The following is a 20,049-nucleotide window of genomic DNA, read 5'->3' as shown; positions in this document are numbered from 1 at the left end:
CCCGTCACTGCGACACCGTCGGCGCATGCAGCGCAAAGCGCGGGATGTCCGCGTCGAACAGCGTGCCGTCCTCGGCGACCATCCGGTACGTGCCCTGCATCGCGCCGGAGGGCGTCGCGAGGGGACAGCCCGAGACATAGTCGAAGCTCGCGCCCGGTTCGATCAGCGGCTGTTCGCCGACCACCCCTTCTCCCTCCACCGAATGCCGCGCCCCGCGACCGTCGGTGATGATCCAGTGGCGGGTCAGCAACTGCACCGGTGCCGTGCCGTCATTCTCGATGCGGATGTGATAGGCCCAGAACCAGCGGCCCCGCCCCGGCTCCGACTGTTCGGGCAGGTAGCTGACCGCGACCCGCACTGTCACGTCGCGGGTCGTCGCCGCATAGCCGAACAGGCTCTTCATCGCGTCGACCGTCATAGGCCGGCACGCCTGAGCGCCTGATCGAGATCCTCGATCACGTCGTCCGCGTCCTCCAGCCCGACGTTCAGGCGCAACATGCCCTCGCCGATGCCCATTTCCAGCCGCTTCTCCTCGGCGACGCCGCTGTGCGTGGTCGAGGAGGGGTGGGTCATCAGCGAGCGCGAGTCGCCGATGTTGTTGCTGATGTCGACCAGCTCCAGCGCGTCGAGCAGGGCATGCGCCTGCGTCCGGCCACCGGGCACCTCCAGCGCGAAGATCGGGCCGGCGGCGCTCATCTGCGCCATCGCCAGCTCGTGCTGCGGATGGCTCGGCAAACCGGGATGCATCACGCGGGCGACGCGCCCTTCGAGGAAGCGGCCGACCTTGACCGAGTTGTCCGACTGGCGGCGGATGCGCAGGTCGAGCGTCTCCAGCCCCTTCAGCACGACCCACGCGTTGAACGCGGACAGCGTCGGACCGGTGTTGCGCGTGAAGGGCAGCAGCGTGTTGTCGATCCAGTCCTGCGTACCGCACACGGCACCGGCCAGCACGCGGCCCTGCCCGTCCATCATCTTGGTCGCGGAATAGGCCACCACGTCCGCGCCGAACTCCATCGGCCTCTGAAGAGCGGGCGTTGCGAAGGCGTTGTCGACGACGGTGGTGATCCCCCGCTCGCGCGCGATCGCGCAGACGGCGGCAAGGTCGACCACGTCCATCGTCGGGTTCGCGGGCGTTTCGAAGAAGAACACCTTGGTTTCGGGGCGGAGCGCGTCGATGAACGCCTGCGGATCGCGGGCGTCGACCACGGTCGTGGCGATGCCGAATTTCGGCAGCAGCGTATCGGTCAGCCAGCGGCAAGACCCGAACGCGGCGCGTCCGCCGACCAGATGGTCGCCCTGCTGCAACTGGCACAGCAGCGCCGCCGTCATCGCCGCCATGCCGGTCGCCATCGTCCGGCACGCTTCCGCGCCCTCCAGCAGGGCGATACGCTGTTCCAGCATCTCGACCGTCGGGTTCTGGAGGCGGGAATAGGTCATGCCGACCTGTTCGCCCGCGAACCGCGCCGCCGCGTCGCCCGCGCAGTCGTAGGCGTAGCCCGAGGTTAGGAACAGCGCCTCCGACGTCTCGCCATATTCGGAACGGGCGGTGCCGCCGCGGACAGCCTGCGTCGCGGGACGCCAGTTCTGGGTGATCGTGCGGTCCTGGCCGGTCTTGCGCTTCATGCCCGCCGCTTTGCCCCCGGTGCGCGGTCCCTTGCAAGGAAAAGCCGAACGACGGCATGACGGGCACGTGCCTGCTTTCCTCCGCCGTTTCGCCGATCAACCCCGGCCCGTCGCGCTGCTGATCGCAGTGGCCGCGCAACTGCTGTTCGGATGGCGACTGGCGACGCCGAGCATATTGGTGTTCGACGAAGTGCATTACGTGCCCGCCGCGAGGACGCTGCTCGCGCTCGCCCGGCCGCAGAATATCGAGCATCCCCTGCTCGCCAAGGAGCTGATCGGGCTGGGGATCTGGCTGTTCGGCGATACGTCGCTCGGCTGGCGGGCGCTGTCGAGCGTCGCCGCGACGGGCGTCGTGACGGGAATATTCGCGCTGCTGTGGCTGGGCACGCGGCGGATGCGGCCGGCGGTGACGGCGGCGATGCTGACCGCGCTCAACTTCACGGTGTTCGTGCAGGCGCGGATCGCGATGCTGGACGGGTTCATGGCGGCGTTCGTGGTCGGCGGCGCGGTGTGCCTGCTGTGGGCGATGCACGCGCCGGCGGGACGAGTCGGGCGACGCTGGGCGGCGGGCGCGGCGATGCTAGGGCTGGCGACCGCCTGCAAATGGACCGCCGCGCCCTATGTGGCGTTCGCCGGCGTCGCCTTCCTGCTGCTGCGGCGCGGACGACCCGACCGCTGGCGCGGGCTGGACGCGGAGATCGCGCTGGCGGTGCTGGGGCTGGGCAGCGTCGCGGTGTATTTCGCGACCTTCCTGCCCGCGTTCTTCTATGCGGAACAGCCGCTTGGCTGGCGAACGCTGATCCCGTTCCAGTGGACGATGTACCAGCAACAGACGCAGGTGCTGCCGCCGCATACCTATCAGTCGTCATGGTGGACGTGGCCGCTCGACATCCGCCCGATCTGGTATCTGTACGAGCGTGTCGACTGGGCTCAGCGCGGCATCCTGCTGGTCGGCAACCCGGCGGTGTGGTGGGGCGGGCTGGTCGCGGTCGCGGCGTGCGCCTGGGGCTGGATCAGGACGCGCGACGTGCGGCTGGGTGTCGCGGCGGGGCTGTGGATCGCATCGTTCGCGATCTGGCCTGCGATCCCCAAGTCGCTGGGGTTCTTCTATTACTATTATCTACCAGGCATCTGGCTGGCGATCCCGATCGCGGTGGCGTTCGACCGTTGGCGCGCTCGGGTGGATCATTGGGACGAAGCGTATCTGCTGCTCGTCGCCGGCCTGTTCGTATATTTCTACCCGATCCTGTCCGCCGCGCCGCTGGCGGGGGAACGGTCGTTCCTGCGCTGGATGTGGCTGAGGAGTTGGCCGTAAATCACTCACCCCTCGCCAGAACGATCAGTACCGCCCCCAAACGAAGCGCGACGACAGCGCATAGTTCCACACCGCCCCGACCAGCACGCCTGCCAGCGCGGACAGCGCCCAGGCGTCGTTGTGGACATCGTGCAGGAACGCCGCGACGCCGACATTCGCGACCGCGCCGACCGCGCAGACGACGCAGAACGACACCCAGCCATCCGCCAGTTGCCGCCACCCCTTCAATCGCCGATCCCGATAGGTCAGCGCGTTGTTCAGGAAGAAGTTTCCGGTCATCGCCGCCAGCGTCGCGACGATCGTCGCGGTCAGGAAGCTGACGCCCATCGCCAGATACAGCAGCGACAGCACGGCCATGTGCATCCCCACCCCGATCGCACCGATCGCGGAGAACATCGCGAACCGCACCGGCACGAACCGCCCGAACCGGCGATCGTACAGCGCGATCAAATACTCCATCGCCACGACGTGATCGAGCTTCGACTCGCCTTCGGTCCGGACCCGGAACACATAGGGCAGCTCGACGAAGCGCATCGGCACCGGCGCGGCGGTCATCAGGTCGAGCAGGATCTTGAAGCCGATCCCGGACAGCCGCGGCGACAACGCTCGCGCCACGCCGGTGCGGATCATGAAGAAGCCGCTCATCGGATCGGTCAGCCCGGTCTTCAGGATATAGCCCGACAGGCGCGTCGCCAGCGCCGACTTGGCGACGCGGTCGCGGTCCCATTCGCCCGTGCAGCCGCCCTCGCAGAAGCGTGATCCGATCACCACGTCGATCGTGCTGTCCGCCTGCAACTGGAGCAGCATCGCCGGCAGCAACGTCTCGTCATGCTGCATGTCGCCGTCGATCACCGCGACGACCGGCGCGGCAGACGCACACATGCCCTCGATACACGCCGATGACAGGCCACGCCGGCCGATGCGGTGGAGGACGCGGACACGGGCGTCGACGCGGCCGATCGAGCGCACCTCGTCGGCGGTCCCGTCCGGGCTGTCGTCATCGACGAAGATCACTTCCCAGCGGATGCCCGACAGCGCCCGATCGAGCCGCGCCACCAGCGTCGCCACGTTGGCGCGCTCGTTGAAGGTCGGCACGATCACCGCGAGCTCGAGCAACTCCGTCACCGGCTGCTGCCCTTCACAATCCCGCCAGCACCGCATCGGCCATCGCGGTGGTGGACAGCGTACCGCCCAGATCGCCGGTCCGCGCGCCAGCGGCGATCGCCGCCGCCACCGCCGCCTCGATCCGGTCGGCCGGCTCGGGCATCGCGAGCGAATGACGCAGCATCATCGCCGCCGACAGGATCGCGGCGCACGGGTTCGCCTTGCCCTGTCCGGCAATGTCGGGGGCGGAACCATGGATCGGCTCGAACAGCCCCTTGCCCGCGCTGTCGAGCGAGGCGGAGGGGAGCATGCCGATCGACCCGGCGCACATCGACGCCTGATCGGACAGGATGTCGCCGAACAGGTTGCCCGTGACGATGACATCGAACTGACCGGGATCGCGCACCATCTGCATCGCGGCATTGTCGACATACATGTGGCTGAGCGCGACGTCGGGATAGTCGGCGGATACCTCGACCACCACGTCGCGCCACAATTGCGAGGTTTCGAGGACGTTGGCCTTGTCGACCGACAACAGGATGCTGCGGCGGGTGCGCGCCGTCTCGAACCCCGCCCGCGCGATCCGCGCCACTTCGTTTTCGTCATAGCGCATCAGGTCATGGCCCTCGCGCAGGCCCTCCGCCGTCGTGCGGCGGCCCTTCTCGCCGAAATACACGTCGCCGGTCAGTTCGCGCACGATGACGAGGTCGATGCGCCGCGCGATCTCCGGCTTCAGCGCGGACGCATCCTCCAGCCCGGCGAACAGCTTCGCCGGGCGCAGATTGGCGAACAGGCCGAGTTCCTTGCGCAGGCCGAGGATCGCCTGTTCCGGCCGAAACGCGCGCTCCAGCGTGTCGAAGGCGGGATCGCCGACCGCGCCGAACAGGATCGCATCGGCACGGCGCGCGAGGTCCAGCGTCTCCGGCGGCAACGGATGCCCCGCCATGCGATACGCCGCGCCGCCGACCGGTGCCTCCTCGAACCTCAGGCCAAGATCGAGCGCCTCCAGCACGCGACGCGCCTGCGCGGTGACTTCCGGACCGATGCCGTCGCCGGCCAGCAATGCGATGAGCGCCATGTCGTCTCCTGTGTTCGCGCCCGCCCTTGGCGGCCCCGGCGCGGTCACGCAACCGCCCTCTTCAGCCGGTCGACCAGCCGCTCCCGCGCGGCGAGCGGCTCCGCCCGCCGGTCGATCAGGATATCGCGCGCCAGAAAATGCCCGGTGATGGCGAGGCCGGCGATCAGATCGGGGCCATCCGGCTGGCCCCCGTCGATCAGGAACCGGGGCAGCGAAAACAGCTGACGCTCATAGCCGGCCGCCCCTGCGCGGCTGACCGCACCGCCGCTCCTGGGGCTGACGAATGCGAGATCGTCGGTTGCGCCGGTCGCAACGCAGCCCGACAGGTCGAGGCCGAAGCCGAGTTCGGCGAGCAGCAGCAATTCGTACCGGACCAGCGCCCCCGCCCAGCCGCGCGCCGCCGGAGCCGCCTCGATCGCCGACAATACGCCGTCGAGCCCGTCGTGGAGGCGTGGATAGGGCTGCGCCTCCGGCAGGGCGGTGGCGGTCAAGGCAGTGACCCAGATGATGCCGGCGGCGGGCAACGGCTCGGCATGCAGGACGGAGCGGCTGTGCAGCGGCTCGACCGTCAGCGCGGGCAACTGCTCCGCGGTCCGCGCCCGCCACTCGCCGCGGATCGTATTGCCCGGTTGCAGCACCGGCCGCAGCCGCCGCGACCGGCCGCCACGGACATAGCCGGGCTGGACGCCGTCGTTCCGCGTCAGCGCGCGGGCGACGAGGCCATGCTCGCCATGCGCGCGCGTCGCGAGGACGATGGCATCGGTCAGGAGGTGCATCGCCGCCGGGTGTAGCGGGTTGCGCCGGGCGGCTGAAGCTAATCCTCCCGGTTCATGGGCAGGATTCAGCGCCGGACGTGGTCGGCCAGCCGCCTCAATGCCGGCACCGTCGCCATCCGCTTCGCCAGTCCGACCCCGGCCTCGAATCCCGTCAGCACCCCCAGCGCGCTCCGGTTCGCGAGGGTCGGCCGCAGCAGCAGCAGGTCGACGCACGCCACGCCGCCGGTCGCGAACAGCCGTTTGTGCTGGCCATCCCCCTCCGTGAAATCGAAGCGGGCGAACCGCTGTTCGGTAAACAGGTCGGCCATCGCCGCGGCATGCAGGATCGTGCCGGGCGACCAGCCTCCCCATGCCGGATCGTGCCCGACATGATCGTATCGCAAGGCCCTCCCCTGCGCCGTGCAGCACAGATAGGCGATCGGACGATCATCCAGCAGCATCAGCCACGCACGCACCGCATCGCGACCGGCGGCGGCGAGCAGCGTGGCCGGGTCCTCCGGCAGACCCGCATCGAGAAGCTTTTCCTGATAGGTCGCCGCCGACAATGGTCGGGCGAGCGCGTGGAAGGCGGCGATCCCCGCGCGATCGTCATAGCGGCGGATGTCGAGCCGACCCGCGCCGGCCAGCTTCCTGCCCTTGCGCTTCAACCCGGACCGAGCGTTGGCGGACAGGCCCGCCAGCCATGCGTCATGCCCGATCGTCAGGTCGGTCCAGCGGCGGACGTAACGCTGCTGGACGTGACGCAGCAGCCCATGCGGCAGCGCGCCGGGATCGTCGGCGTCCCCCGGCAACGATGTGATGCGATACCCATGGGCGTCGCCGAGCGGCGGCAACACGGGCACAGGCCCCGCCAGCGCCTCGTCGAGCGACAGCCCGATCCGCACCAGCCGGCGCGGGATCGTCGCGAGCGTGCGGGCACCCACCTGTAGCCGCAGCGCCGCCGGGCCGCTCATCGGCCGGTCACGCCGCGCGCTCCTCCACCAGATTCGACCAGAGCTGTTCGGCCTGCCGCCACCGCGTCCGCAGCGCATCGGGTGCGAGCGGCCGGTCGTCCCGCTCCAGCTTCAGCGGCGTGTCGTCGGCGAAATGCTGCGTCGGCAGCACGTCGCGCAGGTCCGCCAGCATCGCGCACATCGCCTCGAACCGGCGGACATGGACGGCATTGGCCCGGGTGCCCGCGCGGTTGGCGAGTTCGAAGCCATGGCTGACGATCGTCACCGCCGCATGGCCGGCGACGGCGGCATGTTCCAGCGCGTCATAGGTTTCGCCGGAGGACAGCGCGCAAAGCTGAAAGGTGCGCAGGCTGCCGGGAGCGTCCTCGATCACCGTCACCGGTATCTCGATCACCTCCCGCGCGACGGGGGCGATGTGGCGGCGCGGCAGCGAGATCAGGCTGTCCGGCTCCGCGCCGTTATGGCTGCTGTCGTACACGAATCCGAGTTCGCCGAGCGCCGCCAGCGTTTCGTCATTCGCGGCGTAGGACCCTGCACGGAACGCGATCGGTGCGGGTGCGCCGGCGGCCATCAACAGGTCGGTCGCGCCGGCGATCAGGTGGCGCTGCTCGGCCAGGCTGTATTCGTGCAGCGCGAACCGGGCATAGGCCGCACCCCGGTCGCCCGCCCGCGCCGCCGTCCAGTTGGGGTGCAGGTGCAACTGCACCTCCTGCCCCGCCGCCAGGATCGTGTCGACCATCCGGCGCACGGGCGCGAGACCGAACGTCATCGCGGGCATCGGATCGACGAAGAAACACGCCTTCAGCCCATGTTCGGCGAGCTTTTCGAGCTGGTAGGACAGGCCGACGCCCGCCGGCTCCAGCGAGCGGTCGTAGATGCCGTCGACATCAAGGCCGGCGCTGTGGTGACGCCAGGCGAACTCGGTGTCGACGGTGAGGAAGACGGGGGTCGTCATGGCCGCAGGCGTAGCGCCGGGTGGTGAATAAAGCGCAAAGGCGGAGAAGACGGGCGGCAGGAGTCACCGACCCGTCAGGCTCCCCTCCCCTAAGGAGGGGCTCCCCCGAGCCACCACCTCTCGCCCCATTCGGCCTAGGGCTTGATCCCGAACCGCTGGTAATCCTTGTCGATCAGGGGTGCGATCAGCCGGGCCGACGCCAGATCCGCCTTCGCCTCCGGCCCAGCCCCCTGTTTGCCGCGGATGATGCCGCGCATGTAGAGGCTGCCGGCCAGTTCCGGCGCGTCATCCAGTGCGGCGGTCAGGTCCGCCAGCGCGTCGTCGAACCGGTTCATCCGGTAATAGACCATCGCCCGGCTATCGAGCGCCGACACGCGATTTTCGCTGAGTTCGATCGAGCGGGTACAATCCTTCAGCGCGGTATCGAGCTGGACGTTCAGCGTGCCCTTGATCCAGCAGCGCGAGTTCAGGAATTGCGCGCTGCCCGGACTTTCCTTCACCGCCTCGTCGATCGCGACCAATGCCGCGTCCCTGTCGCCGGCGCGGGCGAGCAGGTCGGCCTTCGCCGCCATGTAATAGCCCGCGTCCTTGCCGCCAGCGTCGACGCGCTCCTGAATCATCGCGATCGCGGCATCCTTGTCGCCCGCATCGAGGCGATAGCGCGCCATCGCATTGATCGCGGCATAGGAGGACGGATCGAGCTGCAACGCCTCGTCCAGATCGGCGCGCTGCTTCGCGGTATCGCCGCCCTGCTCGTACAGCGAGGCGCGCCAGAGATAGGTGTCGATCGTCGGTTCGATCGACAGCGCCCTGGTCATGTCCACGATCGCGGCCGGGCGGTCATAGGTGCCCGCGAGGAAGGCGGCGCGATTGGTGTAGACCGCCACATCCTCCGGATCGTTGGCGATCGCTTTGGCATATGCCGCGAGCAGCGGCTTCAGCGCGCCCGATCGCCGCGCCTCCGCAACCACCGCAAACCGCGACGGCAGGTCGACGGGGGCCGCCGCCTGCAACGTCCGCGTCTTCGCCAGCGCGACCCGTGCTCGGGTGGCGGGGATGTCCGCGGGTGCGATCTCCGGCGCGACCGTGGTCAGCTCATCATCCACCGTCAGCAGGTCGCCCGCGAGGGTCGTCTTGCGGACGATGTGGCGGCCGGCGATCACATCATCCAGCGTCCGGTCGCCCTCCAGCGTGAAGCCTTTGCCACCCTGCGGCAACAGGAGGCGGGTGTGCATCACCATCCGCTTGGCCGGGCCGACCGCGACCGGGATCGTGCGCCACGCCGCCCGGCCACGATCGGGCGTGAAAGCGATGTCGGACATCGTGCCCTCGATCGCCGTGCGCCAGCGGCCGCGATCCTTGCCCCACTGGCTGCCGACGATGCCGCGGCCGGTGACCGTTGCGACGCCGGTCGCCTCGTCATAGGTCAGCGACTGGTCGGTCAGACGGGCGTCGGACACGACGTTGCCGACCATCTTCTGCACCATGTCGCGCTTCTGGTCCGGCGTCGCCTGCTGCGCGACGAGGTTCATCATCGACCCGCTCTGTCCCCGCACCTTCATCGTCACGGTGACCAGCGTCGGCAGCGATACGCCGGCCCGCTGGTCGTATTCCACCGCGGCCTCGACCTCCGGCCGGGCATCGGGATGGAACGGCACCGCGATCAGGTCCGATCCGGCGGCGCGGATCGGCAGGACGTGGCGGAAGGTCGGCACGTCGCGGATGTCGGCCAGCGTCACGCCCGTCATCGTACCGTCGAGCCACAGCGTCTCCGCACCGACGGTCGCCTTGACGATGACGTGGTCGAACGCGGCGGCGGAGGGCAGGCGACCGTCGAACACGTCGCCGGCCTGCGCCGGCGCGGTCGCCGGCTCCGCGTCGATCGTCAGTGCATGCAGGATCGCCAGCAGCAACAGCGTCTTGGCCTTGCAATCGCCATAGCGCAGCGACCAGGTGTCGGCGGGCTTTTGCGGCGTGTAGTTGCCACCCGCCATGCCGTTGAACAGATAGCGGATCTTGCCCTGCACCAGTTCCAGCGCAAGGGCGGCGCGCTTCAGCGGATCGGGCGTCGCGGCGGCGATCTTCGCCACCTCGGCGGCCAGCGGGCTGCCTGCCGGGATCAGGCCGGCGGTGGCGTAGAGCGGGGCCATCGTCTGAGACACGGACGCCCAGCCGGCGAAGCTGGTCGCCTCCACGATCGGCGGCCGGACGAACCGCACCGGCATGTCGTTCGGGAGTTCGGGTTGCTTGGGCAGGATGCCGTCGAACGTCAGCTCGCGATACCCGTCGGCCGTGGTGACGACCGGCTTGGCCCCGTCGGCGTAGGTCTTCCACTGGACCGGGTCCTTTTCCGGCCAGCTCATGCGGATGCGGGCGAAACCGGCGCGGACCGGCGTAACCGGAAGCTGCGCGATCGTCTGCACCTTGCCGGCCAGCGCCGCGTCCTTGTTGGTGGTCGAGATCGTCAGGCGCAGCACGTCACCCAGCCGCAACCCCTCCACCGCCAGCGTCGCGGTCAGGACGCCGTTCATCTCCAGCCGTTCCAGCCGCTCCTCACGACGCAGCACGGTGAAGCGCCTGCCACCCGCCAGCACGTCGATCGTCTCGCCACCGCGCAGGATCTGGACGCGGTGGACGATCAGGTCGCCCTGATCCGGCTGCCACGACGCGGTCAGCGTTCCCGCCTGCGTGAGCATTTCCGGCGAGGCGATGCGCGTGGCGGTGTCGACATAGGACCAGACCTGTCCGTCCTCCAGCCGCTGCTGATTGTCGAACAGGACGATCACCGGCGATGCCGCATCCAGCTTCGCCGCATCGATCGGTGCGGCGGCCTTTATCCAGGCCGGCGCGGCCCGATACAGAGGCGTCTCGCTCGCGAATGCGGGGGCCGCGACCATGCACGCCCCCAGCAGCAACCCATATCGAACCATATTCACCCCCGGAACCCGATTGCCAGCTTAGCCGCTCGGCAGCGCATCGCAATCGCTGATCCTGTGTCGTTCCGGTGCAGATGCCGCCGCGGATCGCGCATTCGCCCGAAGCCACCCGGCCGCAAGCGCGCGTCCGGTCAGCGCGCGTGATAGAAGTCGTACACCTGTTGCGCGACGCCGGCCGAAACGCCCGGCGCGCGTTTGAGATCGTCGAGGCTGGCGTTGCGGACCGCCCGACCGGTGCCGAAATGCATCAGCAGCGCCTTCTTGCGCGCCGGACCGATGCCGGGCACCTCGTCCAGCGGCGACGCACCGATCGCCTTCGCCCGCTTTTCCCGGTGCGCCCCGATCGCGAAGCGGTGGACCTCGTCGCGCAGCCGCTGGAGGTAGAACAGCACGGGCGCATTGACCGGCAGCTGGAACTCGCGCCCGTCCATCATATGGAACACCTCGCGTCCGTCGCGGCCGTGATGCGGACCCTTGGCGACGCCGACGAGGCACACGTCCTCGATACCCAGATCCTCCAGCACCGACTTCGCTGCGTTCAACTGACCCCGACCGCCGTCGATCAGCACCAGATCGGGCCACATCGCCCCGTCTTTCCCCACGGCGTCGCGATCGGGCGCCTCCTCCAGCTGGCGGGCGAAGCGGCGGCGGAAGACCTCCCGCATCATGCCGAAATCATCGTCGGTGCGCGCCTCGTTCCCCTTGATGTTGAACTTGCGATACTGGCCTTTGCGGAACCCCTCCGGCCCCGCGACGACCATCGCACCCAACGCGTTCGTGCCCTGAATATGGCTGTTGTCGTAGACCTCGATCCGGTCGGGCGGCTCGGGCAGGTCGAACAGCTCGGCGACCTCCCGCAACAGCTTCGCCTGCGTGGTCGATTCGGCCAGACGCCGTTCCAAAGCCTCGATCGCGTTGCGCTTTGCCTGCTCCATCAGGCGGCGGCGATCGCCCCGCTGCGGGACCGACAAGGTCACCTTGTAACCGGCGGCATCGCCCAGCGCCTGCGCCAGCAACTCGCCCTCGCCCAACTCGCGGTCGAGCAGGATCTGGCGGGCGGGCGGCACATCCTCGTAGAATTGGGTCAGGAAGCTGACCAGCACCTCCTCCTCCGGCACCTCGGCAGTGTGGGCCGGAAAGAAGCTGCGATGTCCCCAATTCTGCCCGCCACGGATGAAGAACGCCTGGATACCGGTCAGCCCGTCCTTGCACGCCAGCGCGAAAACGTCGGCATCGCCGACCCCCTCCGCGTTGATCGCCTGCGTCCCCTGCACGAAGGTCAGCGCCTTCAAACGGTCGCGCAGCAACGCGGCCAGTTCGAAGTCCATGTTCTCGGCCGCGGCCTGCATCTGCGCGCCGAGCTTCGCCTGCACCTGCGTCGACTTGCCCGCTAGGAAGTCCTTCGCATCGCCGACCAGTTCGGCATAGCCAGCCTTGTCGATGCGGCCCACGCACGGCGCGGAGCAGCGCTTGATCTGATACAACAGACAGGGCCGGTCGCGCGTCTTGAAGAAACCGTCGGTGCACGACCGGAGCAGGAACAGTTTCTGCAATGCGTTCAGCGTGTTGTTGACGCTACCGGCGCTGGCGAACGGCCCATAATAGTTGCCGACCGCCCGCCGCGCGCCACGATGCTTCTGCACACGCGGAAAATCGGTATCGGCGCGCAACAGGATGAACGGGAAGCTCTTGTCGTCGCGCAACAGCACGTTGTAGGCGGGGCGGTAGCGCTTGATGAGTTGCGCCTCCAGCAGCAGCGCCTCCGCCTCGTTGTTGGTCGTGACGATCGTCATCGACCGCGTCTGCGACACCATTCGCTGGAGCCGCTTCGGCAACGCCTTGATCTGCGTATAGTTGGCGACGCGCTGTTTCAGCGATCGCGCCTTGCCGATGTACAGCACGTCGCCGCGCGCGTCCTGCATCCGGTACACGCCGGATCGCTGCGGCAGCGTCTTCAGCACGTTGCGGATCGCCGCCACACCCGCATCGAGATCGGGCGTGTCAGAGCCGCGCAGAACGTAGGTGGATTTCTCTTCGTTGAAACGGTCGGTCGACATCGACGGTGATCTAGGGATTGCGGGAGTCACGCGCCACCGTTCCGCGATCGGTGACACTGACGATTATGGCGAATGGCGCTGACCGCTTTCGGCCGGAGTTCTGTCGCCCGCCCTATATATACCTCGTTGGCATGCGGAGCCGGAGAAACAGGCCACGCCCGTCGTCAGGCCTGCGCGAACAATTTCGTGCCCACGACGCCGATCACGGTCAGCGTCATAAAGCCGGCTTGCACCGCCGACACGCGATCGCCGAACAGGAATACGCCACCGATGATGACGCCGACTGCGCCAAGTCCCGTCCAGACCGCATAGGCGGTGCCGGCGGGCAGGCCCCGCATCGCGAGCGCGAGCAGGCCCATATTGACGAAGCTGAGCACGATCGGAACGCTGGACGCCTGCCACGTGGCGACGGTGGCGGCCCATTTCAGGCTGAGTGCCCAGATGATTTCGGTGACGACGGCGACGGCGAGTATGAGCCAGGACATGCGCGGGGTTCCTCCCACGGGCTCGATACACAAGCAGGACCGCCGGAAACCCGAAAGAGGCGGTCTGCCCTTCCTGCCGCTAGCCCTTGGCCAACGCTTACAGGAATCGATTACGTGCCACAGCCATGCTGGCACGAGCGAAGGGGGAAGGACGATCCTGCGCCCGCCCCTTCCGATCTGGGATCAGTTCGGGCGGCCGAGCCCGGCGATCGTGCGGTCGATCATGCGCCGGTCGGCATCCACGCCGTGATGCTCCGCGATCAGCAGACCCGCCGCCCTGGCGGCGGCGTCCGCCGCGCGGGCACGGACTTCGGCGATCGCGGCGCGCTCGGCGGCGGCGATCTTGTCCTCGGCCATTTTGGCCCGACGCTCCATCAGCGCCTCGGCATCGGCCTTCGCCTTGACGAGGATCTGGTGTGCTTCCTGATGCGCATGGGCGCGCATCGTCTCGGCATCGGCTTCGGCGGCCCTGGCCTTCGCCTCGTATTCGGCACGCAGCGCCTCCGCTTCGGCGCGCAGCTTCGACGCCTCGTCCAGCTGTGACCGGATCGCGGCGATGCGGGTGTCCAGCATCCCGCCGATCGCGGCGGGCACCTTCTTCACCAGCATGATGATGAGCACGACGATCGCGGCGATCGCCACCCAGCCCGTCGAATCGAACCCGAGCGCAGTCGGCGATGCGACATGCTCCTCACCACCCGCGACAGTGCCGGCGGTACCATGTTCCAGACCGTCCTCGTCCTTGATCGGGCGTTCGGTCAGGGAGGTGGAGTTCACCGCGTCGGCGCTGAAACCGGGATTAGCCATGTGCCCTTACCTCGCGAACCGCATGCGCCGCCTGATCGACGCTGACGTCGATGCCGGACAGCTTCGCCACCAGTTGCTGCGCCGCTTCGGCCGCCACGGTGTCCAGATTGGCGAGCGCCTCCGCCTTGGCGTTGGCGATCGCGAAATCATGATGGCCCAGACGCTCGGCCAGGCTGGCGTCCGCCGCCTTGACCTGAGCCTCGGCCGACTGGGTCGCCTGCGCCTTGGCAGCCGCCGTCTCAGCGGCCGCAGCGACGCGCGCCGCTTCCATCTGCGCCCGCCACGCGTCCTCGACCGTGTCCGCCTGACGACGGGCGGCTTCGGCAGCGGCGAGATCGCCCTCGATCTTCGCCTCGCGGGCGTCGACCGTGGCGACGATCTTCGTCACCATCCCCTTGCCCACCACGAAGTAGAGCAGGCCGAAGGTGATGAGCAGCCAGAAGATCTGCGACGCATAGGTGGCGGCGATCTGGGAAATCTGTGGCATCGGCTTCCTTCGATATCGGCCGGGCGGACGATCCGCCCGGCACGACATCCGGTGTTGTTAGGCGACGAACACCAGGATGATCATCGTCACGAATGCGAGCAGACCGAGAAGCTCGGCGCCCGCGAAGCCGATGAACAGACGGCCCTGCTGGCTGTCGGCGGCACCCGGATTGCGCAGCGCGCCTTCCAGGAACTTCGCGAACACGTTGCCCACGCCGAGCGAGGCGAGGCCCATGCCGATCGCCGCGAGGCCAGCGCCGATCATCTTTGCGGCATCAACGTCCATGATATTCACTCCAGTCAGATTAGGTCGGAAGTTAAGTCGGAAATTCAGCTCAACGCGGGCGATCAGTGCAGATTCACCGCATCGTTGAGGTACACGGAGGTCAAGAGCGCGAAGACATAGGCCTGAATGCCCGCGACCAACAGCTCGAGAAGCGTGATGCCGACCATCAGCGCGAAGCTGGGCAGCGACACCAGGGCGACATAGCCCGGCCCCATGTTGATGCCGTTGATGACGAACGCCGCCAGCACCTTGAGCAGGATGTGCCCCGCGGTCATCGCGACGAACAGTCGCAGACCCAGCGAAAAGGGGCGCACCAGAAAGCTCATAAGCTCGACGACGAAGATCAGCGGGATCATCACGACGGGCGTGCCGTGCGGCACGAACAGCGAGAAGAAGTGGAAGCCGTGCTTGCCGAAGCCGACGATCAGCACGATCGCGAAGCTGATGATCGCCAGCACGCCGGTTACCGTCAAATGGCTGGTCACGGTGAATGGATGCACGCCGGGCACCACGCCGAACGGCAGCAGGCCCAGGATGTTCGCGAACAGGATGAACATGAACAGAGAGAAGACGTAGGGGATGAAGCGCTTGCCCGCGGGGCCGACGTTCGACACCAGCATCGCCGAGACGAAGCCGGTGAAGCCCTCCACCGCCGCCTGCCAGCGACCGGGCACCAGCTCGCGCTTCATGCCGCCGATCATGAACGCGGCCAGCGACGCCAGCGTCACCACCATCCACAATGCGGAATTGGTGAACGACAGGTCGTAACCGCCCACCACCCAATGCGAGCCGGCCACCGGCTCGATCAGGAACTGGTGCATCGGATCGATCTTGCTGCCTTCTGCCGCCGCCACGTTCGCGCTCCACATACGACAAGCGCCCGGTTTATTCCGGGCGCTCGCCACCTATCCGAATAATTTGCCTGAACGCGACCGCTATCCCGAGGAACAGCATCACGATCAGACCCCAGGGCGCGGTGCCGAACCAGCGGTCTATCAACCAGCCGATCAGCGCGCTGCCGACGAGACTTCCGATCAGGGCGGAGATGACACGATTACCCTGGCTATAGCCCCGGTCCGTATCCTGCTTCTTCACCCCCGACCGCGCCGCTTCGGTATCACGCGCCTGACGCAGCCGCTCGTCGAGCGAAGTCAGTCGCGGATCCTCCGCCTTGCCGAAGTCCTGTCCGGAGTCGTCTTCCGCCACGCGCCATCCCCTGCCGGAAACCATTCTGGCCGAAACCAATGGCCTCAACAGGGGAGAAAACGCGCAAACGGCGAGCGACCCCGCCAAGGCGCGGCCCGTTTAGAAAGGGGGGGCGGGCAAGTCAACCGGGTTGGCGGCGGACCGGTACACGCCGGTACCGATCCGTCTCCTCAAACGCAGCGGGAATCACGGTCCGGCGCGGCGGCGGTGCGGGTCTTCCAGACCCCGTCCGGGCCCTTGTACTTTTCTCCCGCACTGGTCTGCGCGATCAGGTTGCAGCCGCTGGTGAAGGCGAGCTGCTCCACCGTCGCGCCGCTGGCGGTCGCCTTTTGCGTATAGGCGGACTTGCGCTGGATGTTGATGCTGTTGACCAGCGCGCGCAGGTCGCCCGATGCCGCCCCGACGATACCGATATAGCCATCGGGCTGCTCGCCGACCTGCCCGGCGGATCGCGCGGCGGCGTAGGCGGGGTCGCGCTGCGCCGACGCGGCGGTCGCGAGACCGAGCGCGAGGCCGGCGACGATTACGAACTTGGCGTTCATCCTAGAATATCCCCGGGTTCTGCTGGATCAGCGATTTCGCTTCGTTGTCGAGGCGATACACCACTTCCTGCGTCACGTTGATGTTGAGGTTGATCTCGATCGGCTTGTCGGGCGCGCTGACATTGACGCAGCCGCCCGTCGCACCGCTCGCGATCAGCAGGGTTACAGTCGTGATCGTTCGCATCGTCGTCAACCTCGAACGGTTCATCGCATCGTCTCGCTTTCGGGGGTCTGAACGGGTGGGGTCGCGGGGGCGGGCGTGCCGGGGGCCGTCGCCCGCTTGTTCTGTTCGTCCAGCAGCGTCGGCAGGTTGCGCTGGATCAGGCGGCGCGGGTCATAGAAGGACTGCGCCGAATCGAGCAGGCCGCGGAAAGGCGCCTTGATCCTGATATTGAAGACGAAGGGCAGCTTCTGGAGCCGACGGATCAGGAAGTTGGACTTCGCCCCCTCCCCCTGGCTGATCCCGGCGAAGCGCACGTCGGTAATCATCTCGCCGGTCAGCGGACCGTTCAGCACCAGCGACAGGCTGCGGTACTTCAGCGATTTCAGCGCCTGGAACGCCAGATTGCCCCAGGTGCCGAGCTGTTGCTGCGTCAGCGTGCCGACATAGGCGAGGCTGCCGCCGCCGGGGCGCGCGGACAGGCGGCCATTCTCGATCCGGCCGCCGGTTTCGTCGAAGACCATCGGCAGCACGCCGTCGAAGACGCCCGTTGCGTCGATATTCTCGAAATCGAACTGCTGGAGGAAGATGCCGGCACCCGCGCCATCGACGCGAAAGGTCATGCGGCGCTGGTGCGCGGCATCGAAGTCCAGCACGGTCGGATCGAGCGTCAGCGTACCGCCCGCGAACGGCCAGCGCGCGCCCTCCACCCCGATACGGACGCCGCCGAGCAACTGATAGCGGACGGTGCCGTCCGATACGGGGATGCCGGGGTTGACGGTCTTGACGGTCGCGACCTGACCGGGGGGCGTGTGCAGCCCCAGCAGGTCGTCGAACGCGATCGTCCCCGACAGGCCGGTGACGGGGCCGAACGCCGCCGCCAGATCGAGCGCGTCGGTGGCGAAGCGGCCGGTGCTGTTGACGCCCTGCCCGGTCCACGCGATATGCCCGCCGCCGCGAACCGTACCGCGCACCTCCGCGACGACGCCGAAGGTCAACGGTGTCAGCAACTCCGGCTGGAACCCTTCGCGAAAGGCGAGGTCGGACACCGTCAGATCGGCGCTGCCGACACCGGTGGACAGCGCGTGATCGATCCGCAGTCCGGCGACGCGGGTGCCGGTCGTGGGCTCGTGCAACGTGCCGGACGCGGCGATGCCGCTTCCCGCAAGCCGCAACGCGACGTCGCGCGCCTGCATCGGCCGGAACCGCGGATTGTCGGTCTGCGCGTCCGATACCGCCAGCGTACCCGCCAGATCGAGGACGCCGCCGATCAGGTTCCAGCGCCCCTCCGCCGCCGACAGGACCAGCGGCACCGCACCGATCCGCCCGCCGCCGCCCGTGAAGATGCCCGTGACACCGCCATTCGCGACCCTGCCCGACAGCGTCGCCGCCTCGATCAGCGTCTGGCGATCCGGCGCACCGATCCACGCGGCGACCTGCGTCAGCGCAAAGCCACGATCGGCCAGCGCCAGCGTCGCCCCGCCGGTCGTGACGCGCAGCGGCGTACTGCCCAGCCGACCGGTGAGGTCGCCCGCGGCCAGCCTTGCACCACCCGACAGGCGTCCACCGTTCAGCGTCACCAGCGCCGGGCCGGTCGGGCAGAGCATCAGCCGTGCCGAATCGAGACTCATGCCGGACACGCGCAGCGCCTGCCACGACAAAGGTGCACAGCCCGGCCCTACCACCAGCGTGCGGCCGTTCCAGCCGGCGATCAGCGGCAACGACAGTCGCTCCACCCGGCCATCGCCCAGCGGTCCGCTCAGCGTCGCCACCGTCGTGATCCGCGTCGCGCCGCCGGCGGTGACCGAGAAGGTGACCGGCGTCAGCGCCAGGCTGGCGTCGGCGACGGTGTAAGGATCGATGCGCGCGGTGCCGCCGATCGGCGCACCGGGGCGTCGCTGCGTCAGTGCGATGCGGGTGACGGGCAAGCCGCCGCCGTCGGTAGCGACAGCGCCGTTGACGCTCAGCCCGCGCTCGTCGGCCGTGACCACCCCGTCGAAGCGCGCGCGCGCGCCACTGGCGGCGGTCAGCGCAATGCGGCTGATGCGCGCGGCCCCGGTGGCGGCGGCCAGATCGACGGTCAGGTCCGTCCGCTTGCCGGCACGGTGGACGGCATCGGACAGCGCGCGGACCAGCGGCGCGACCGGCGTGCCCGCACCTGCGTCTCTGAAATCCGCCAGCAACGGCGTCGACAGCGCCGCGTCCGTTGCGGCGATCCGGCCCTGAAACGCCAGGCGGCGGCCGATGCCATAATCGCCCGTGATCGCGACCCTATCCGCGCCGCCCCGCGCTTGGCGGAGCGTCGTCGCGGCCACGTCCAGCCTGCCCTGCGTCAGCGCGGCGTCGCCCGCGAAGCTGATATCGCCCGCGACGGATGCGGTCCTGATGCCCTGTCCCCGTGCGGCGCCGGTGACGAGGCGGGCATCGCCGGACCATCGGTCGAGCGCGCTGGAAAGCGTCAGGTCGATCCTGGCATCCGGAGCGAGAACCCGCCCCTGCGGACATGTGATCGCAGCGGCACGGAGCGGGCCGATCAGGTGCGGACGACCGCGATCGAGCGCGACGCGCATCGTGGCGGTGACGCCGGTCGCCGCACAGCCTGAAGTCGCGAGCGACGGAGCCACGGCCGCAACGGTGCCGCGAAACCCGTCGTTCAGCCTGCCACGCCCCGCGATCTTCAGCCCGACCAGTCCGGCCGGCGTTTCGAGGCGCAGGCGTGCATCGTCCACCGTTACGTCGAGCGCGGGCAGCGTGAAGGGCTGTCCCTCGGGTCCTTTCGGCAGCAGGCGATCGATCGCGCCCAGCGACACCCGGCCATCGGCGATGCGGGCGCGCAGCCGGACGTGGCCGGCGCGCACCCCCTCCAGCCGCGGACCGGACAGACCGAACGCCGTTCGCGTCTCGACCCAGTCGGCGACCAGATCGGGATCGGCGGGGTCGCCGATGACGACGTCCGTCAACCGTTGCCGGCCCAGACCGAGGTCGGCGATCGTATAGGTGGCGGGAACGCGCGCGGTGGCGAGTTCACGGTCGACGAAGCGGCCCGCGATCGGTCGACGCTGCGTCCACAACAGGATCAGTGCGGCGATCAGGACCAGTGCGAGCGCCAGCGCCACCCGCCGGCGGGTGGAGACACGGCGCCCCGGATATCGGCGGGTGGAGGCGCGAGGAACGGCGTCGCTGTCGTCCTCCACCTGTTCGTCGCTCCGTTCCGCAATCAGGGCGCCGTCCTAAAGCGTGAAGCCGGACCGGACAACGACAATGCGGCCGTTTCCTGACA

The 20,049-nt window shown here is 68.5% G+C and carries 19 protein-coding genes; 1 reads left to right on the top strand and 18 read right to left on the bottom strand.

What is annotated here, in order from left to right:
- Nucleotides 1-4: 4 nt before the first annotated feature.
- Both apaG and ASG07_RS15025 read right to left on the bottom strand, forming a co-directional pair.
- Nucleotides 5-403: a Co2+/Mg2+ efflux protein ApaG gene (gene apaG, locus ASG07_RS15030; RefSeq protein ID WP_055848884.1), complete on the bottom strand. Its 399-nt coding sequence runs from the start codon at nt 401-403 to the stop codon at nt 5-7.
- A gap of 11 nt (nt 404-414) precedes the next feature.
- On the bottom strand, nt 415-1,623 hold the full coding sequence (locus ASG07_RS15025; protein ID WP_055848604.1) for a trans-sulfuration enzyme family protein: 1,209 nt from the start codon (nt 1,621-1,623) through the stop codon (nt 415-417).
- Between the two features lie 67 nt (nt 1,624-1,690).
- Between ASG07_RS15025 and ASG07_RS15020 the strand changes: the two genes are divergently transcribed.
- Nucleotides 1,691-2,938 carry a phospholipid carrier-dependent glycosyltransferase gene (locus ASG07_RS15020; protein WP_055848601.1) on the top strand — a complete coding sequence of 416 codons (1,248 nt, stop codon included), beginning with the start codon at nt 1,691-1,693 and terminating at the stop codon, nt 2,936-2,938.
- Between the two features lie 24 nt (nt 2,939-2,962).
- Here ASG07_RS15020 and ASG07_RS15015 read toward each other — a convergent pair whose 3' ends face one another.
- From ASG07_RS15015 to ASG07_RS14940, 16 genes are all read right to left on the bottom strand, one after another.
- Nucleotides 2,963-4,063, bottom strand: coding sequence for a glycosyltransferase family 2 protein (locus tag ASG07_RS15015; protein ID WP_055848597.1), 1,101 nt, complete (start codon nt 4,061-4,063; stop codon nt 2,963-2,965).
- 13 nt (nt 4,064-4,076) lie between these two features.
- On the bottom strand, nt 4,077-5,120 hold the full coding sequence (leuB, locus tag ASG07_RS15010) for a 3-isopropylmalate dehydrogenase (protein WP_055848593.1): 1,044 nt from the start codon (nt 5,118-5,120) through the stop codon (nt 4,077-4,079).
- A gap of 44 nt (nt 5,121-5,164) precedes the next feature.
- Entirely contained in the window at nt 5,165-5,896 is a 732-nt protein-coding gene (recO, locus tag ASG07_RS15005; RefSeq protein WP_055848590.1) for a DNA repair protein RecO, read from the bottom strand.
- 65 nt (nt 5,897-5,961) lie between these two features.
- Entirely contained in the window at nt 5,962-6,849 is an 888-nt protein-coding gene (locus tag ASG07_RS15000; RefSeq protein ID WP_156361897.1) for a GNAT family N-acetyltransferase, read from the bottom strand.
- 7 nt (nt 6,850-6,856) lie between these two features.
- Nucleotides 6,857-7,804 carry a polysaccharide deacetylase family protein gene (locus ASG07_RS14995; RefSeq protein ID WP_055848587.1) on the bottom strand — a complete coding sequence of 316 codons (948 nt, stop codon included), beginning with the start codon at nt 7,802-7,804 and terminating at the stop codon, nt 6,857-6,859.
- A 134-nt stretch (nt 7,805-7,938) separates the two neighbouring features.
- Nucleotides 7,939-10,734 (bottom strand): DUF3857 domain-containing protein, encoded by a 2,796-nt coding sequence (locus tag ASG07_RS14990; RefSeq protein ID WP_055848582.1) that lies wholly within the window; start codon nt 10,732-10,734, stop codon nt 7,939-7,941.
- A 137-nt stretch (nt 10,735-10,871) separates the two neighbouring features.
- Nucleotides 10,872-12,797, bottom strand: coding sequence for an excinuclease ABC subunit UvrC (gene uvrC, locus ASG07_RS14985; RefSeq protein ID WP_055848579.1), 1,926 nt, complete (start codon nt 12,795-12,797; stop codon nt 10,872-10,874).
- A 164-nt stretch (nt 12,798-12,961) separates the two neighbouring features.
- Nucleotides 12,962-13,282, bottom strand: coding sequence for a DMT family transporter (locus tag ASG07_RS14980; RefSeq protein WP_055848574.1), 321 nt, complete (start codon nt 13,280-13,282; stop codon nt 12,962-12,964).
- A 183-nt stretch (nt 13,283-13,465) separates the two neighbouring features.
- A complete protein-coding gene (locus ASG07_RS14975) occupies nt 13,466-14,089 on the bottom strand; it encodes a F0F1 ATP synthase subunit B family protein (protein ID WP_055848569.1) in 624 nt (207 codons plus the stop codon).
- A complete protein-coding gene (locus ASG07_RS14970; protein ID WP_055848566.1) occupies nt 14,082-14,576 on the bottom strand; it encodes a F0F1 ATP synthase subunit B family protein in 495 nt (164 codons plus the stop codon). The genes ASG07_RS14975 and ASG07_RS14970 overlap by 8 nt, the downstream gene beginning before the upstream one ends.
- 57 nt (nt 14,577-14,633) lie before the next feature.
- Entirely contained in the window at nt 14,634-14,861 is a 228-nt protein-coding gene (locus ASG07_RS14965; RefSeq protein WP_055848881.1) for a F0F1 ATP synthase subunit C, read from the bottom strand.
- Between the two features lie 62 nt (nt 14,862-14,923).
- Nucleotides 14,924-15,730: a F0F1 ATP synthase subunit A gene (locus ASG07_RS14960; RefSeq protein ID WP_055848563.1), complete on the bottom strand. Its 807-nt coding sequence runs from the start codon at nt 15,728-15,730 to the stop codon at nt 14,924-14,926.
- Between the two features lie 16 nt (nt 15,731-15,746).
- The gene (locus ASG07_RS14955) at nt 15,747-16,154 is read right to left on the bottom strand and encodes an AtpZ/AtpI family protein (RefSeq protein WP_443024612.1); all 408 of its coding nucleotides are present in this window, start codon (nt 16,152-16,154) and stop codon (nt 15,747-15,749) included.
- 83 nt (nt 16,155-16,237) lie between these two features.
- Nucleotides 16,238-16,609: a YdbL family protein gene (locus tag ASG07_RS14950; protein WP_055848556.1), complete on the bottom strand. Its 372-nt coding sequence runs from the start codon at nt 16,607-16,609 to the stop codon at nt 16,238-16,240.
- A 1-nt stretch (nt 16,610) separates the two neighbouring features.
- Entirely contained in the window at nt 16,611-16,793 is a 183-nt protein-coding gene (locus ASG07_RS14945; protein WP_082474857.1) for a YnbE family lipoprotein, read from the bottom strand.
- A 20-nt stretch (nt 16,794-16,813) separates the two neighbouring features.
- Entirely contained in the window at nt 16,814-19,963 is a 3,150-nt protein-coding gene (locus ASG07_RS14940; protein ID WP_082474843.1) for a YdbH domain-containing protein, read from the bottom strand.
- Nucleotides 19,964-20,049: the final 86 nt, after the last annotated feature.

It is taken from the genome of Sphingomonas sp. Leaf343 (assembly GCF_001423765.1).
Lineage (GTDB): Bacteria > Pseudomonadota > Alphaproteobacteria > Sphingomonadales > Sphingomonadaceae > Sphingomonas.
This window is presented reverse-complemented; position numbering and strand designations above follow the sequence as displayed.

Bases quoted from the DNA above. Each gene is read 5' to 3' on its own strand.
- ASG07_RS14980 (WP_055848574.1), bottom strand. From the start codon at position 13,282: ATGTCCTGGCTCATACTCGCCGTCGCCGTCGTCACCGAAATCATCTGG.
- recO (WP_055848590.1), bottom strand. From the start codon at position 5,896: ATGCACCTCCTGACCGATGCCATCGTCCTCGCGACGCGCGCGCATGGC.
- leuB (WP_055848593.1), bottom strand. From the start codon at position 5,120: ATGGCGCTCATCGCATTGCTGGCCGGCGACGGCATCGGTCCGGAAGTC.
- ASG07_RS14990 (WP_055848582.1), bottom strand. From the start codon at position 10,734: ATGGTTCGATATGGGTTGCTGCTGGGGGCGTGCATGGTCGCGGCCCCC.
- ASG07_RS14965 (WP_055848881.1), bottom strand. From the start codon at position 14,861: ATGGACGTTGATGCCGCAAAGATGATCGGCGCTGGCCTCGCGGCGATC.
- ASG07_RS14960 (WP_055848563.1), bottom strand. From the start codon at position 15,730: ATGTGGAGCGCGAACGTGGCGGCGGCAGAAGGCAGCAAGATCGATCCG.
- ASG07_RS14975 (WP_055848569.1), bottom strand. From the start codon at position 14,089: ATGGCTAATCCCGGTTTCAGCGCCGACGCGGTGAACTCCACCTCCCTG.
- ASG07_RS14970 (WP_055848566.1), bottom strand. From the start codon at position 14,576: ATGCCACAGATTTCCCAGATCGCCGCCACCTATGCGTCGCAGATCTTC.
- ASG07_RS14945 (WP_082474857.1), bottom strand. From the start codon at position 16,793: ATGCGAACGATCACGACTGTAACCCTGCTGATCGCGAGCGGTGCGACG.
- ASG07_RS14995 (WP_055848587.1), bottom strand. From the start codon at position 7,804: ATGACGACCCCCGTCTTCCTCACCGTCGACACCGAGTTCGCCTGGCGT.
- ASG07_RS15000 (WP_156361897.1), bottom strand. From the start codon at position 6,849: ATGAGCGGCCCGGCGGCGCTGCGGCTACAGGTGGGTGCCCGCACGCTC.
- apaG (WP_055848884.1), bottom strand. From the start codon at position 403: ATGAAGAGCCTGTTCGGCTATGCGGCGACGACCCGCGACGTGACAGTG.
- ASG07_RS15025 (WP_055848604.1), bottom strand. From the start codon at position 1,623: ATGAAGCGCAAGACCGGCCAGGACCGCACGATCACCCAGAACTGGCGT.
- uvrC (WP_055848579.1), bottom strand. From the start codon at position 12,797: ATGTCGACCGACCGTTTCAACGAAGAGAAATCCACCTACGTTCTGCGC.
- ASG07_RS14950 (WP_055848556.1), bottom strand. From the start codon at position 16,609: ATGAACGCCAAGTTCGTAATCGTCGCCGGCCTCGCGCTCGGTCTCGCG.